Origin of the sequence: Caballeronia sp. SL2Y3, assembly GCF_022879575.1 — a bacterium.
Classification (GTDB): domain Bacteria; phylum Pseudomonadota; class Gammaproteobacteria; order Burkholderiales; family Burkholderiaceae; genus Caballeronia.
Genome location: NZ_CP084260.1, coordinates 123540 through 137861, shown reverse-complemented (window position 1 = coordinate 137861; position 14322 = coordinate 123540). Strand labels below are relative to the sequence as shown.

At 64.7% G+C, this 14322-nt stretch carries 14 protein-coding genes; 6 read left to right on the top strand and 8 right to left on the bottom strand.

Annotation, left to right across the window (positions count from 1 at the left end):
- Positions 1–7 precede the first annotated feature (7 nt).
- Together metH and LDZ26_RS00645 are read left to right on the top strand one after the other, a co-directional pair.
- Positions 8–2779 carry a methionine synthase gene (metH, locus tag LDZ26_RS00650; protein WP_255774929.1) on the top strand — a complete coding sequence of 924 codons (2772 nt, stop codon included), beginning with the start codon at positions 8–10 and terminating at the stop codon, positions 2777–2779.
- Positions 2780–2954: 175 nt separating this feature from the next.
- On the top strand, positions 2955–3143 hold the full coding sequence (locus tag LDZ26_RS00645; RefSeq protein ID WP_175939072.1) for a hypothetical protein: 189 nt from the start codon (positions 2955–2957) through the stop codon (positions 3141–3143).
- A gap of 106 nt (positions 3144–3249) precedes the next feature.
- Here the strand turns inward: LDZ26_RS00645 and LDZ26_RS00640 are convergent, their stop codons facing one another.
- Positions 3250–3576, bottom strand: a complete 327-nt coding sequence (locus LDZ26_RS00640) for a DUF1840 domain-containing protein (RefSeq protein WP_244847717.1) — start codon at positions 3574–3576, stop codon at positions 3250–3252.
- A gap of 243 nt (positions 3577–3819) precedes the next feature.
- Between LDZ26_RS00640 and argS the strand changes: the two genes are divergently transcribed.
- The 4 genes from argS (at position 3820) to LDZ26_RS00620 (ending at position 8101) form a co-directional block, all read left to right on the top strand.
- The gene (gene argS / locus LDZ26_RS00635; RefSeq protein WP_244847716.1) at positions 3820–5604 is read left to right on the top strand and encodes an arginine--tRNA ligase; all 1785 of its coding nucleotides are present in this window, start codon (positions 3820–3822) and stop codon (positions 5602–5604) included.
- Positions 5605–5758: 154 nt separating this feature from the next.
- Positions 5759–6526, top strand: a complete 768-nt coding sequence (locus tag LDZ26_RS00630; RefSeq protein WP_244847715.1) for an SPOR domain-containing protein — start codon at positions 5759–5761, stop codon at positions 6524–6526.
- Between the two features lie 129 nt (positions 6527–6655).
- Positions 6656–7303 carry a thiol:disulfide interchange protein DsbA/DsbL gene (locus LDZ26_RS00625; protein ID WP_244847714.1) on the top strand — a complete coding sequence of 216 codons (648 nt, stop codon included), beginning with the start codon at positions 6656–6658 and terminating at the stop codon, positions 7301–7303.
- 15 nt (positions 7304–7318) lie between these two features.
- The gene (locus LDZ26_RS00620) at positions 7319–8101 is read left to right on the top strand and encodes an SDR family oxidoreductase (protein ID WP_244847713.1); all 783 of its coding nucleotides are present in this window, start codon (positions 7319–7321) and stop codon (positions 8099–8101) included.
- Positions 8102–8150: 49 nt separating this feature from the next.
- Here the strand turns inward: LDZ26_RS00620 and LDZ26_RS00615 are convergent, their stop codons facing one another.
- The 7 genes from LDZ26_RS00615 to LDZ26_RS00585 all read right to left on the bottom strand — a co-directional run bounded on the left by LDZ26_RS00615 (position 8151) and on the right by LDZ26_RS00585 (position 14282).
- On the bottom strand, positions 8151–9449 hold the full coding sequence (locus LDZ26_RS00615) for a DUF3443 domain-containing protein (protein WP_244847712.1): 1299 nt from the start codon (positions 9447–9449) through the stop codon (positions 8151–8153).
- 19 nt (positions 9450–9468) lie between these two features.
- Positions 9469–9990 (bottom strand): DUF2844 domain-containing protein, encoded by a 522-nt coding sequence (locus LDZ26_RS00610; protein ID WP_244847711.1) that lies wholly within the window; start codon positions 9988–9990, stop codon positions 9469–9471.
- Between the two features lie 324 nt (positions 9991–10314).
- Complete coding sequence (gene cheZ, locus LDZ26_RS00605; RefSeq protein ID WP_244847709.1) at positions 10315–11019, bottom strand: protein phosphatase CheZ; 705 nt, start codon at positions 11017–11019, stop codon at positions 10315–10317.
- Positions 11020–11021: 2 nt separating this feature from the next.
- Entirely contained in the window at positions 11022–11417 is a 396-nt protein-coding gene (cheY, locus tag LDZ26_RS00600; RefSeq protein ID WP_159837744.1) for a chemotaxis response regulator CheY, read from the bottom strand.
- A gap of 56 nt (positions 11418–11473) precedes the next feature.
- Positions 11474–12595: a chemotaxis response regulator protein-glutamate methylesterase gene (locus LDZ26_RS00595; protein WP_244847708.1), complete on the bottom strand. Its 1122-nt coding sequence runs from the start codon at positions 12593–12595 to the stop codon at positions 11474–11476.
- A gap of 2 nt (positions 12596–12597) precedes the next feature.
- Positions 12598–13356: a chemoreceptor glutamine deamidase CheD gene (cheD, locus tag LDZ26_RS00590; protein ID WP_244847707.1), complete on the bottom strand. Its 759-nt coding sequence runs from the start codon at positions 13354–13356 to the stop codon at positions 12598–12600.
- On the bottom strand, positions 13353–14282 hold the full coding sequence (locus LDZ26_RS00585) for a CheR family methyltransferase (protein WP_244847706.1): 930 nt from the start codon (positions 14280–14282) through the stop codon (positions 13353–13355). Before LDZ26_RS00585 ends, cheD begins: the two co-directional genes overlap by 4 nt.
- Positions 14283–14322: the final 40 nt, after the last annotated feature.

Sequence of the window (14322 nt, the reverse complement as noted above, 5' to 3'; positions counted from 1 at the left end):
CTTAGTACTGCCCGAATCGACCAAGAGAAACACAAGAGAAACAGAAGAGAAGCGAACGACCATGACCGATCACACGATGCGTCTTTCCGGCCTCGAGCCGTTCAACGTCACCGAAGGCTCGCTCTTCATCAACGTCGGCGAACGCACGAACGTGACGGGCTCGAAGGCATTCGCGCGCATGATCCTGAACGGCCAGTTCGATGAGGCGCTCGCCGTCGCGCGGCAACAGGTCGAAAACGGCGCGCAGGTGATCGACGTGAACATGGACGAAGCAATGCTCGATTCGAAAGCGGCCATGGTGCGCTTCCTGAATCTGATCGCGTCCGAGCCGGACATTGCGCGCGTGCCGATCATGATCGACTCGTCCAAGTTCGAAGTGATCGAAGCCGGGCTCAAGTGCGTGCAGGGCAAGGCGATTGTCAATTCCATCTCGCTGAAGGAAGGCGAAGACGCGTTCCGTCATCACGCGAAGCTGATTCGCCGCTACGGCGCGGCGGCCGTCGTGATGGCGTTCGACGAGCAAGGCCAGGCCGACACCTTCGAGCGCAAAACGCAAATCTGCAAGCGTTCCTACGAGATTCTCGTGAACGAAGTGGGCTTCGCGCCGGAAGATATCGTCTTCGATCCGAACATCTTCGCGATCGCGACGGGCATCGAAGAGCACAACAATTACGCGGTCGATTTCATCAACGCGACGCGCTGGATCAAACAAAACCTGCCGCACGCGAAGGTGAGCGGCGGCGTGTCGAACGTGTCGTTCTCGTTTCGCGGCAACGATCCGGTGCGCGAAGCCATTCACACGGTGTTCCTCTACCACGCGATTCAGGCGGGCATGGACATGGGCATCGTGAACGCCGGGCAGCTCGGCGTCTATGCCGATCTCGATCCCGAACTGCGCGAGCGCGTGGAAGACGTGGTGCTCAATCGCCGCGAAGACGCGACCGACCGTCTGCTTGAAATCGCCGACAAGTTCAAGACCGGTGCGGCGAAGAAGGAAGAGAACCTCGAATGGCGCAATCAGCCGGTCGAGGCGCGGCTTTCGCATGCGCTCGTGCACGGCATCACGACCTTCATCGTCGAAGACACGGAAGAAGTGCGCGCAAGGATCGAGCAGGCGGGCGGCCGGCCGATCAACGTGATCGAAGGGCCGCTGATGGACGGCATGAACATCGTCGGCGACCTCTTCGGCGCGGGCAAGATGTTCCTGCCGCAAGTGGTGAAATCGGCGCGCGTGATGAAGCAGGCCGTCGCGCATCTGATCCCGTTCATCGAAGAAGAGAAGAAGCGTCTCGCCGATGCCGGCGCGGACGTGCGGTCCAAAGGCAAGATCGTCATCGCGACCGTGAAGGGCGATGTGCATGACATCGGCAAGAACATCGTGTCGGTGGTGCTCCAGTGCAACAACTTCGAAGTGGTCAACATGGGCGTGATGGTGCCCTGCGCGACCATCCTGCAGAAGGCGAAGGAAGAAGGCGCGGATATCATCGGCCTGTCGGGGCTCATCACGCCGAGTCTCGAAGAAATGGCTTACGTCGCCTCCGAAATGCAGCGCGACGAATACTTCCGCGGCAAGCAGACGCCGCTTCTGATCGGCGGCGCGACGACTTCGCGCGTGCATACCGCCGTGAAGATTGCGCCGAATTACGATGGCCCGGTCGTGTACGTGGCGGACGCGTCGCGTTCGGTGTCGGTGGCATCGAGCCTCCTGTCGGACGAAGGCGCGGCCAAGTTCCTCGACGAACTGAAGACCGACTACGAACGCATTCGCACGCAGCACGCGAACAAGAAGGCGCAGCCGATGGTCACGTACGCCGAGGCGCGCGCCAACAAGACGAAGATCGACTGGAGCGCTTATCAGCCGAAGAAGCCGAGCTTCATCGGGCGGCGCGTGTTCCGCAACTACGACCTCGCGGATCTGGCCAATTACATCGACTGGGGCCCGTTCTTCCAGACGTGGGATCTCGCGGGACCGTACCCGGCCATTCTGAACGACGAGATCGTCGGTGAATCGGCGCGGCGCGTGTTCTCGGACGGCAAGTCCATGCTCTCGCGCATCATTCAGGGCCGCTGGCTCACGGCGAACGGCGTTATCACGCTCTTGCCCGCGAACACGGTGAATGACGACGACATCGAGATTTACGCGGACGAGTCGCGCTCGAAAGTGGCGATGACGTGGCGCAATCTGCGTCAGCAAAGCGTGCGGCCGGTGGTCGACGGCGTCATGCGGCCGAATCGGTCTCTGGCGGATTTCATCGCGCCGAAGGACTCGGGCGTGGCCGATTACATCGGTCTCTTCGCGGTGACGGCAGGCTTGGGCGTCGACAAGAAAGAGCAGCAGTTCGCCGCCGATCACGACGACTACAGCGCGATCATGCTGAAGGCGCTCGCCGACCGTTTCGCGGAAGCCTTCGCCGAGGCGCTGCATGCGCGCGTGCGCCGCGAACTGTGGGGCTACGCCGCCAACGAAACGCTCGACAACGAAGCGCTCATCGCGGAGAAGTACAGCGGCATTCGTCCCGCGCCCGGCTATCCGGCCTGCCCCGATCATCTCGTGAAGCGCGATATGTTCGAAGTGCTTCAGGCAGAGGAAATCGGCATGAGTCTGACCGAATCGCTCGCCATGACGCCGGCCGCGAGCGTGTCGGGTTTCTATCTCGCGCATCCGGAAAGCACGTACTTCTCGGTCGGCAAGATCGGCGACGATCAGGTGCAGAGCTTCGCTGAACGCATGGCGATCTCATCGGCGGATGCGGAACGCGCGCTCGCGCCGCTGCGCTGATCGCGCGTGGCGAGCGTGGCGAGCGTGGCGAACGTTGTGCAAAGACATATGCTGCGCGTGATACGCAAGAAAAGCGCCGCGTGATGGGCGGGAACTTTTTTTATTCCGTAGACTTGTCGCTGCGATGAACCGCCACGACGGCGGCCACGCACTTTTTAGCCACGGAGAAAGTCGCATGAAGAAGATGACGTCCGCCGTAAGCATCGCGATCGCCGCGGCAGTGCTCGCAGCGTCGAGTTCGGCTGCGTTCGCGCAGGCCAGCACCACGCAGGCATCGTCGTACTCGCCGCCGCAGGCCGAACACAAGAAGAAGCCGAAGACGCCCAAGAAGCCGAAGACTCCGGGCAACGGTCAGTCGCAGTAAGCGGCGCCGCCCGAGTAAGCCAGCAGGAAGACAACCCCGCATCGTCGCCGATGCGGGGTTTTTCGTTTGAGCCGCGCGGCGCTCATGCGCCCGCTCATGCGCCCACTCACACGCCCCAGAGAATGTCCTTGTTCTCTTTCTGCGCGAGACGCAGCATGTCGAGGAACGGATACGCCCGTTGCGAGAGCCCGATGGGAATCTCGTGCGGATCGTGGCCTTGTTCGCCTTCGTGGAAATGTCCGTCGTGCTCGGCGCGCTCTTTCTTGTCGTTGACGATAGCCGCTTCGAGTTTCTGAATGGCGGCAGGCAGTTCGTCATGCGTGATGACGCCGCGCTCGGTCAGCTGCTTGCCGATAATCTCGAGCAGATACTCGGCGAGGTTGTCGAGCATCATGACATCCGGTGCAGCCATGGTCTTGAATGTGATCAGCATGGGAGAGTCCTTTTCCTTTTGTTGGATGACAGCCGGGGCGATGCGAGCCGCGCAGCGAGCCGATCTTTGCAGAACAACCACCCTGAATAGACAGTTTAGCACCTGCTAAAATCCCGGTTTCAGCCGTGGCCCGCACGAAGGCAGGCCGTGGCGAACGGCTCATCGGCCGCGTCAATCGGCGCTTCGCGTCGCCCGCCCCTGTCGCGTGACACTGCGCATTCGCTCCACTGGATCACATTCAGCATGCTGCCCGCACACAAAGAAACCCTGGAAACGCTCCTCTCCGACGCGGTCAAAGAGGTCGCGCAAGCCACCCAAGGCGCAACGCAAGCCGCTTTCGTCGCGCCCGCGATCGTGCTCGAACGGCCGAAGGTCGCGGCGCATGGCGACGTGGCATCGAACGTCGCGATGCAACTTGCGAAGCCGCTGCGCGCGAACCCGCGTCAGCTCGCGCAGCAGATCGTCGATGCGGTGCTCGGCCATCCGGCCGCAAAGGGGCTCGTGGAGAGCGCGGAAGTCGCCGGTCCCGGCTTTATCAACTTGCGTCTCGCGGCGAAGGCAAAGCAAGACGTGATCCCGGCGGTGCTCAGCGAAGGCGCGGCGTACGGCCGTTCGTCGCGCGATGCGGGCAAGCGCGTGCTCGTCGAATTCGTGTCGGCGAATCCGACCGGTCCGCTGCACGTCGGCCACGGTCGCCAGGCGGCGCTCGGCGACGCGCTCTCGAACCTGCTCGCGACGCAAGGCTACGCGGTGCATCGCGAGTTCTACTACAACGACGCGGGCGTGCAGATCGGCAACCTCGCCATCTCGACGCAGGCGCGCGCCCGCGGCTTCAAGCCGGGCGACGCCGAGTGGCCGGAAGCCGCGTACAACGGCGAGTACATCGCCGACATCGCGCGCGACTACATGGCGGGCGCGACCGTCGCGGCCAAAGACGGCGAGCCGGTCAAAGGCAAGGGCGACGTGGACGACCTCGAAGCCATCCGTCACTTCGCGGTCGCGTATCTGCGCCACGAACAGGACATGGACCTGACCGCGTTCGGCGTGAAGTTCGACCAGTTCTATCTGGAGTCGTCGCTGTACAAGGAAGGGCGCGTCGAAGAAACGGTGAAGGCGCTCATCGACGCCGGCAAGACCTACGAGCAGGACGGCGCGCTGTGGCTGCGCACCACCGACGACGGCGACGACAAAGACCGCGTGATGAAGAAGTCCGACGGCACGTACACGTACTTCGTGCCGGATGTGGCGTATCACGTCACCAAATGGCAGCGCGGATACGCCAAGGTCATCAACGTGCAGGGCTCGGACCATCACGGCACCATCGCGCGCGTGCGGGCCGGGCTGCAAGGGCTCGGCATCGGCATTCCGAAGGGCTATCCCGACTACGTGCTGCACAAGATGGTCACGGTCATGCGCGACGGCCAGGAAGTGAAAATCTCCAAGCGCGCCGGCAGCTATGTGACGGTGCGCGATCTGATCGAATGGTCGGGCGGCATGACGCCGGGCAGCGAAGCCGCGCCCGATCAGCTCGACGAAGCGATGATTCGCCGCGGCCGCGACGCCGTGCGCTTCTTCCTGATCTCGCGCAAGGCCGACACCGAATTCGTGTTCGACATCGATCTCGCGCTCAAGCAGAACGACGAGAACCCGGTCTATTACGTGCAGTACGCGCACGCGCGCATCTGCACCATTCTCAACGACTGGAAGGAACGCTACGGCGGCGACCTCGCGCAAGCGGCGAAGGCGGATCTCGAACCGCTGTCGAGCCCGCGCGCGATGGCGTTGCTCAACAAGCTCGCCGAGTTCCCCGACATGCTCGCGCACGCCGCCGACGAACTCGCGCCGCACGCGGTCGCGTTCTATCTGCGCGACCTCGCTGGTGAATTTCACTCGTTCTACAATGCGGAGCGCGTGCTGGTGGACGACGAGAAAGAGCGTACGGCGCGTATCGCGCTCTTGGCCGCCACGCGTCAGGTGCTCGAAAACGGTCTCACGACCATCGGCGTGTCGGCTCCGCAGAAGATGTGATCGGCGGCCCTGCGTCGTGAGCTTTTCGTCGTGCGCGCGCCTGTAACTTTGTGAATCTTTCGGCGTGCGCGGACGGCAGCCTGGCGCGGGCGCGCGTTACGCGGCGGCTATAATCGTCGGCCAACTCGAAGACTTTTTGCAGGTGATTCATACGATGGCAAAACCAAGCCGCACGTCGAAGCAATCGCAGTCGAAGCAAACGGGGGGAACCTTTCTCGGCATCGTGCTCGGTCTGATCGTCGGACTCGCGATCGCCGTGATCGTCGCGTTGTACATCACGCGCGCGCCCACGCCATTCGTCGCCAAGGTCGCGCCGCCAGCGGAGTCGTCTTCCGCGCCCGCCGCGCAGCCGTACGACCCGAATCGCCCGCTGCAGGGGAAGTCGCCGGGACAAGCGGTGCCGCAAGCCGCGCAGCCCACGCCGCCGAACACGGCGCCCGGCCAGAGCACGAATCAGACGCAGTCGTCGGGCGTGCTGGACGAGCCGCAGATCGTCGAGGTGCCGCCGAGCGGCGGCACGGCGTCCGCGCCGCGCACCGCGAGCCCGACCATCGCCAAGAAGCCTGAGGCCGCGCCGGGATCGACCGGTTCGACCAGTTCGACCACCGCCGCGACGCCGCCGAAGACCGGCTCCGCGCCGCCCGCCACAGCCAAGACCACGCCGCCCGCACCCGGCGACGTGAACACCGGTTATTTCCTGCAAGTCGGCGCGTACAAGACGCAGGCGGATGCCGAGCAGCAGCGGGCGCGTCTGGGCTTTCAGGGCTTCGAATCAAAGGTCACGCAGCGCGATGCAGGCGGTGTGACGTACTATCGTGTGCGTATCGGTCCGTTCGCCAAGTTCGAGGACATGAACACGGCGCGTCAGCGTCTGTCCGACGCAGGCGTCGATACGGCCGTCATCCGCTTTTCGAAGCAATAACGCTTGCAGGACGGCGCCCGCGTCCGCGGCGCGCCTTAAGTCAGGCTTAAGCGTCGTATGTCCCACTTGAGAGCCGCGACGCATCCGCCGCGTCGGCCTTCACGTCGCACCTTGGTACTATCTTCGATCATGAAAAAACTCTTTAGCGCCTTCGCCCTTTCCCTCGGCATCGCCGCCGCGTCGTTCAGCGTCGCCGGCACGGCATCGGCCGCTCCCGCTGCTGGCAAGGATTACACGGTCATGCAGGCGCCGCAGCCCATCGGCGCGCCGGCGGGCAAAGTCGAGGTCATCGAGTTCTTCTGGTACGGCTGCCCGCACTGCAACGAATTCGAGCCGTACATCGAGGCGTGGGAGAAGAAGCAAGGGCCGGACGTCGTGTTCAAGCGCGTGCCGGTGGCGTTCCGCGACGACTTCATCCCGCATTCGAAGATGTATCACGCGCTGGTTGCGCTCGGCGTCGCGGAGAAGGTCACGCCCGCCGTGTTCAACGAAATCCACGTGAAGAAGAACTATCTGCTGACGCCGCAGGCGCAGGCCGACTTCCTCGCCACGCAAGGCATCGACAAGAAGAAGTACATGGACGCGTACAACTCGTTCTCGACGCAGAGCGACGTTCAGCGCGACGCCAAGCTGCTTCAGGACTACAAGATCGACGGCGTGCCGACGGTCGTGGTGCAGGGCAAGTACGTGACCGGCCCGGCGCAGACCAACAGTCTGCCCGGCACGACGCAAGTGATGGACTTCCTCGTCCAGCAAGTGCGCGACAAGAAGATGTAATTGCCTGACGCCGGTATGAACGCAGTTCCGTTGAAGGTCTTCATCACCGGCGCGTCGAGCGGAATCGGCCTGGCACTGGCCGAGGAATACGTGAAGCGCGGGGCCGTGCTCGGCCTCGTCGCCCGACGCGCCGAGTCTCTTGCGGCATTCGCCGCGCGCCATCCCAAGGCGTCCATTTCCATTTATCCCGCCGATGTCCGCGATCCCGACGCGCTCGCCGATGCCGCGCGCCGGTTCATCGCGGAGCACGGCGCGGCCGACATCGTGATCGCGAACGCGGGCATCAGTCAGGGCGCGCTCACGGGCCACGGCGAACTCGACACCTTTCGCGCCGTGATGGACGTGAATTACTTCGGCATGGTCGCGACGTTCGAGCCGTTCATCGCGTCGATGACGGCCGCGCGGCGCGGCACGCTCGTCGGCATTGCGAGCGTCGCGGGCGTGCGCGGGCTGCCGGGCTCGGGCGCGTACAGCGCGTCGAAATCGGCGGCGGCGAAGTATCTGGAAGCGCTGCGCGTGGAAATGCGGCCGCAGGGCGTTTCGGTCGTGACCATCGCGCCGGGCTATGTGCGCTCGGAGATGACCGCGCACAATCCGTATCGCATGCCGTTCCTGATGGATGCGGACCGCTTCGCCGCGAAAACCGCCGATGCCATCGCCGGCAAAGTACGCTACGCGACGTTTCCGTGGCAGATGCGCGTGGTCGGCATGCTGCTGCACGTGATGCCGCGCTGGCTCTACGATCCGCTCTTCGAGCGCGCGCCGCGCAAGCCTCGCCCCGCGCCCTCCGGGCAGTAGACGAAAAAAAATCCGGCCGAGGCCGGATTTTTTTGTCAGGCGTCGTGCATCAGAAGGCCACGAACGGCGCGCTGCCGTAGCCGACGTACACGTGGCGCCCGTAGAAGAACGGCATGCCGAAGTCGAACAGGCCGCTCATGCCCAACTGGCCGCCCAGGCTATTGAACGCGAACTTGCCGGTGCCGGATGTCAGCGTGCGCGCGCTCACGAGGCTGAACGGCACCGTCGCCTTATTGCCGTCGGTGCCGGAGACGGTCGCGGTGAGCGACTGCTGCGACGTCGGGCAATAGAACACGCTCGTGCTCGAACACAGCGGGAAGTTGTCCTGGAAGAAGTTGCCGTTCGATCCCGTGTCGAAGAACGTCTGGTAACTCGTGCCCTTGTACGTGCCGCTGACGTCGCCGTACGCGTCGGTGCCGAGATGCGTCACGCCGGTGAGCGTGTTGTTGCTCTGCGTGCCGATGCCGAACACCAGCGTGCCGCTCGCGCTCGCCGCGCCGGTGACCGGAACCGGCGGCAACTGAACGATGACGCCGTTGTTGTCGACCGGGAACCGCTGCACGGGATTCGCCACTTGCTGCACGAGCGGAACTGCCGTGCCCGTGCAATTCGTGCCATTGGTGCACGAGAAGTACATGCCGTTCAGCGGGGTCGTCGCGCAATTGCTTCCGCAATCCTGCGCCAGCGTGCCGATGCCGAGAATGCCGTTCGCGCCGATCTCGCCGGCGGTGTTCTCGTCGTTGCCCGACGGGCATCCGTTCATGCCGGTCGGCGCCGCCGACGCGTCCAGGTCGCCGACGATCTGCACCGGCAGCGCGCTCGCCACTTCCGAGCCGATGCGCACGTCCGCCTGACGCACGGTGCCCCACGTGTAGCCGTCCGCGAAACCGGCGCACTCGGCGAGTTGTCCGCCGTTCAGCGCCTTCGCCACCGGCAGCGCGCCGATGACCGACTGAGCCGCCGAACTCAGAATGCGCAGCCCGAAGGACGCCGTGTCGATCTGGATGTTGTCGATGGTCTGGCAGGTGTTCGTGCCGGGCGCGCAGACCGTCACCGAGACATTCGGAATGTTGACGAAGTTCGCGACGCCGCCGTTCACCGTGATGGGAACCGCGTTCGTGCCGTTCGGGGTGATCGGCTGGGCGTTGGCCGTGCTGGACGAGCCGCCGCCGGAACTGCCGCCGCCTGAGCTGCCGCCTGAGGAGCCGCCGCTGGAACTGGAGTTGTCGTCGCTGCCGCCGCCGCATGCGGCAAGCGTGAGCGCGAGAAACAGCGCGCCGAGCCAGCGCGCCGCGTTGCCGGCGCGCCGGGAAGATGCCGCGCCGAGGCCGAGAGTCGTTGTGTGCATTATCGGATTCTCCCGTCGCTTACTGAATGTCGCTGGCGGAAACGCCGGCGGGCAAAGACTGCGGCAGGTACGCGCTGCCCGAGAAAGCGCCCATGTGACCGCCGGAATGCACGACGAGACCCGAATCCTGCACGCTCACCTGCCCGCGTCCGCCGCGTGCGGCGCGCTGCGCGAGCATGGCTTGCTGGTACTGCGGGAAATAGCTGCCGAGCAAGGTCGCGAGGTCCGGCACGCGCGGCCCGCGCCACGCGACGCCGAACACGGTGCCGTCGGACGACACGTATTCGTTGATGACGGTGCCGCTCGCGAGCGTCGTCGAGCGGACGGTGTAGTTCGATGCCGCCGCTGCGCCGGACGCGCCCGATGCTGCGGTCGCGGCATGCACGACCGCATTCGCGGCGGTGGCGCCTTGCGGCGCGTTCAACGGCTGGCCGCCGAGCGCGGCGTGCGCCGGTGCGGCTGCGCAGACGCTCAACGCGCCTGCGAGAAAGGCCAACGATAGCCTGAGATGCCCATGACGGGGTTGCTTCTGGACCTTCACTGGGCCTCCTGTCGATTCCTGGGGAAGTTGTCTTGGCTGGCCCGCGCGCCGTTTTACGGAGCCGCGGACCCTGCGGATACAAGCATCGTACGGATGCTATAGCCATCAGTATGCCAAATCCCGAAAAACCGCCGCACCAAGGCGAGACGGAGCCGTCTTCGGGACTGTTAATCGAACAGTAAGCCGCGCAGAAGTTCCGCGTCGATAGATGCTTTGCTAAAAGCAGCCGTCGCGCGCAAATTCCGGCGCGCACGCAACAATGCGGAACGCATCCGAAGAGGCGCTCCGCGTCTTTTTGCGCATGGCGTCAGGAAGCCGGAAAGCTCAGAAGCCGAGGCTCGCGAGAAGATCGTCCACTTGCGACTGATCCTGCACGACGTCGCTGCGCCCTTCCGGGTTGATCTGCGGTCCGTTGAGCAGACTTTCAGGATTGCCCGTCGATGACGACATCAACGCCGCCGCCGACGCCGCGAACTGCTCGCGCCGCTCCGGCGCGATGTTTTCCAGCAGCACGCCCAGCAATTGCTGTTCGATCAGATACACGACGTCCGTGATCTTCTTGATCACCTGGCCGGTCAGATCCTGAAAATCCTGCGCGAGCATGATTTCCAGCAGTTGCGCGTTGGTTGCCTGCGTCTTCTCCGGCACGCTTTGCAGGAAGCTGCGCGTCTGCGCGAGCAGTTCGCCGGCTTCGCCTTGCGCGAGCGGCTTGCCGTACCATTGCGCCCAACGGTCGTCCAGCGCCTGCGCTTCGCGCTGCATCGCTTCCTGCATCGGCTTGGCCAGTTCGATCGCGTTGAGCGCGCGGTCGGCGGCCTGCTCGGTCATTGTCGCGACGTACTTCAGGCGGTCGCGCGCGTCGGGCACGGCTTGCGCCGCGGCTTCGACCTGCTTGTCGAGGCCGAGCTCGCGCATGGAGTCGCGCAGCGTGCGCGTCAATTGGCCGATGCGCGCCAGAATGCGGTCGCTCGAAAAATCGTTATCGGCCTCGGCTGCGACAGCGGAAAGTTCAGTGGTCAGATCGTTCACGATCAGCTCCCGGCTTTAGCCATCTTCTCGAGAATCTTGGTGAGCTTCTCGTCGAGCGTGGCGGCAGTGAAAGGCTTCACCACGTAACCGTTCGCGCCAGCTTGCGCCGCCGCGATAATGTTCTCCTTCTTGGATTCCGCCGTCACCATCAGCACCGGCAGATGCGACAGCGTCGCGTCGGCGCGGATCTGCTGCAACATCGACAGGCCGTCGAGGTTCGGCATGTTCCAGTCGGAAATCACGAAGTCGAAGCCGCCGCCGCGCAGACGCGCGAGGCCCGCCGCGCCGTCTTCTGCTTCATCGACGTTCGAATAGCCGAGCTCCTTCAGCAGATTGCGCACGATACGGCGCATCGTCGGAAAATCGTCGACGACGAGGATCTTCATGTTCTTGTCCATCATTGCTCCCGTGTGTTCTCAGTGCGGCGTGACACCGCGAATTCAATTCAGTTAAATCAGACGCGCTGCACGCGTTCGCCCATCGATGCCAGCCGCGCCATCACGCGCCGGCTCATTTCAGAAAGCGGCGCGATCTCGCTTGCGCCGCCCATTGCAATTGCTTCGCGCGGCATGCCGAACACCACGCAACTCGCTTCGTCCTGCGCGAGCGTGTAGGCGCCCGCCTGCTGCATGTCGAGCAGCCCCGCCGCGCCGTCGCGGCCCATGCCGGTCAGAATCACGCCGATCGCGTTCTTGCCCGCGTGCTGCGCGGCCGAACGGAACAGCACGTCCACCGACGGACGATGCCGGTTCACCGGCGGCGCATCCGACAGATGCGCGACGTAGTTCGCCCCGCTGCGCGCGAGCACGAGGTGCGCGTGGCCCGGCGCGATATACGCATGACCCGGCAATACGCGCTCGCCGTGCTCCGCTTCCTTCACCGTGATGCGGCACAGCCCGTTCAGGCGCTGCGCGAACGACTTCGTGAAGCCCGGCGGCATGTGCTGCGCGATCAGCACGGCGGGCGCGTCGGGCGGCAGCGGCACGAGCACTTCGCGAATCGCTTCCGTGCCGCCCGTCGACGCGCCGACGATCACGAGCTTTTCCGTCGACACCAGCGGGTTGTTGATGAGCGGCGCGGGCTTCGCGCCCGCGTGGCCCGGCGTGCTCGGCGCGCTCGCCGCGTGCGCGATCTGCCGCACGCGCGCCCGCGAAGCGGCGCGAACCTTGTCGGCGAGCTTCTCGGCGTAGTCCAGCATGCCGTCGCGGATGCCGACTTTCGGCTTGGTCACGAAGTCCACCGCACCCAGTTCCAGCGCGCGCAGCGTGATTTCGTTGCCGCGCTCGGTCAGCGACGACACCATCACGACCGGCATCGGCCGAAGGCGCATCAGCTTTTCGAGAAAGTCGAGTCCGTCCATGCGCGGCATTTCGACATCCAGCGTCAGCACGTCCGGGTTATGCAGCTTGATGAGCTCGCGCGCGACGAGCGGATCGGGCGCGGTCGCGCACACGTGCATGTCGGGCTGCGAGTTGATGATCTCGGTCATCAGGCTGCGCACGAGCGCCGAGTCGTCGACGCACAAAACTTTGATCTTCGCTGCGGCTTCCTTGCCGCCATTCGATGCATTCAACATGCTCACGCCTCCTCCGCGGCCTTCGCGATGCGCGACGTCCGCGCGACTCCGTCGATCGCCCGCGCGGCGGCCGCCGTTCCCGACGCGCCGAACAGCTCGACGCGCGGCTTCGTCCCGGGCGCCGCGGGTTTCGCGCGCTCCGCGCCGAACAGTTCCACGCGCGCACGCGCCCTTGCCAGCCGTTCCGCGCGCTCTTCCGGCGTGCGCTGCACGAGCGCCTGCTCGCGCTCGACGACGACCGGGTCGTGCTGCGTCTTCAGCTTCTTGACCATCACCTGTCCCGTGCGCGGCATGAACGCGACCTTGCGCGGATGCATGCCCTGCAAGTCCTCGGCGACGATGCGAATCTTCTCCAGCGCCAGATAGCGCCGCACGAACTCCGAATTGCGATCGCCGATGTTGATCGTCGTCATGCCGGCGAGCACCGCGCCGCCGCCGAACACTTTCGCCTCGAACCGCTCGCGGCGTCCGCCACGCTTGATGAGTTCGTTGATGAGCACTTCCATCGCATACGCGCCGTAGCGCATCGAGTCGGACGACGCGTGCGACGGATCGGAGCCGTCATCGGGCAGCATGAAGTGATTCATGCCGCCGATGCCCGCCGTGCGATCGTTGATGCACGCCGCCACGCACGAGCCGAGCACCGTCACGAGCACCATGTCTTCGCTCGTCATGTAGAACTCGTTCGGCAGCAGCTTCACGCCGGGCTTCTTGAAATGGTTGTCGAAATACAGATTCGACGCGATCGGCAGCCCGCTCATGCCGGCTCTCCCGCGAGCACGCGCTTCGGCGCGCCCGCCGCTTTCGTGTCGCGCGTCAGTTCGTAGACCGTCTGGCCGCGCAGCCGGAACGCCTGCGACACATACGTGAAGTTCTCCGAATGACCGGCGAACAGGAGGCCGCCCGGCTTCATCAGCGGCTCGAAGCGCGAGAGCACTTGGCCTTGCGTCGGCTTGTCGAAGTAGATCATCACGTTGCGGCAGAAGATCGCGTCGAACGGGCCTTTCACGTCGTAACGCGCGTCCGTCAGATTCACGCGGCCGAAGCTCACCAGCGAGCGCAACTCCGGGCGCACCTTGACGAAGCCCGCGTGCGAGCCGGTGCCCTTCAGGAAGAACCGCTTCAGGCGTTCCACCGGTATCCCTTTCACCTGATCGAGCGAATACACGCCCGCGTCCGCCTTGGCGAGCACCTGGCTGTCGATGTCGCTCGCGAACACCGTGCAGTGACGCGCGGCCTGCTCGCCGAGCGCCTCGACGAGCGTCATCGCGATCGAATACGGCTCCTCGCCCGTCGATGCCGCCGAGCACCACACCGACACCGGCTGCTGGCGGCGCTTCACGAAGTCCGCTAGCAGCGGAAAGTGATGCGACTCGCGGAAGAACGCCGTCAGGTTGGTCGTCAGTGCGTTGACGAAGGCTTCCCACTCGGCGTTGTCGTCGTTGGCTTCGAGACGGTCGAGGTACTGCTTGAACGTGTCCATGCCGCAGGCGCGCAGGCGTCGGGCGAGCCGGCTGTAGGCCATGTCGCGCTTGTGGTCGGACAGCGAAATACCTGCGCGGCGATGAATCAGCTCGCGGATCCGGGCGAAGTCCGCCACGGTGAATTCGAAATCGCGCTCGACTTCCGGACCGCGTATGCCGCCGGCCAGTTCGACGCGTGCGTTGGTTGCATTACGCGTTGCCATTCTGGTGCCTCTTGCTCTGTTTGCGCCTGCTGCGTGCTTA

What these genes read in the sequence shown, in the direction of transcription:
- LDZ26_RS00585 (WP_244847706.1), bottom strand. Translation starts at nt 14,282, where the DNA reads ATGGCAACGCGTAATGCAACCAACGCACGCGTCGAACTGGCCGGCGGC.
- LDZ26_RS00630 (WP_244847715.1), top strand. Translation starts at nt 5,759, where the DNA reads ATGGCAAAACCAAGCCGCACGTCGAAGCAATCGCAGTCGAAGCAAACG.
- LDZ26_RS00640 (WP_244847717.1), bottom strand. Translation starts at nt 3,576, where the DNA reads ATGCTGATCACATTCAAGACCATGGCTGCACCGGATGTCATGATGCTC.
- LDZ26_RS00625 (WP_244847714.1), top strand. Translation starts at nt 6,656, where the DNA reads ATGAAAAAACTCTTTAGCGCCTTCGCCCTTTCCCTCGGCATCGCCGCC.
- cheD (WP_244847707.1), bottom strand. Translation starts at nt 13,356, where the DNA reads ATGAGCGGGCTGCCGATCGCGTCGAATCTGTATTTCGACAACCATTTC.
- LDZ26_RS00620 (WP_244847713.1), top strand. Translation starts at nt 7,319, where the DNA reads ATGAACGCAGTTCCGTTGAAGGTCTTCATCACCGGCGCGTCGAGCGGA.
- LDZ26_RS00615 (WP_244847712.1), bottom strand. Translation starts at nt 9,449, where the DNA reads ATGCACACAACGACTCTCGGCCTCGGCGCGGCATCTTCCCGGCGCGCC.
- LDZ26_RS00595 (WP_244847708.1), bottom strand. Translation starts at nt 12,595, where the DNA reads ATGTTGAATGCATCGAATGGCGGCAAGGAAGCCGCAGCGAAGATCAAA.
- cheY (WP_159837744.1), bottom strand. Translation starts at nt 11,417, where the DNA reads ATGGACAAGAACATGAAGATCCTCGTCGTCGACGATTTTCCGACGATG.
- argS (WP_244847716.1), top strand. Translation starts at nt 3,820, where the DNA reads ATGCTGCCCGCACACAAAGAAACCCTGGAAACGCTCCTCTCCGACGCG.
- LDZ26_RS00645 (WP_175939072.1), top strand. Translation starts at nt 2,955, where the DNA reads ATGAAGAAGATGACGTCCGCCGTAAGCATCGCGATCGCCGCGGCAGTG.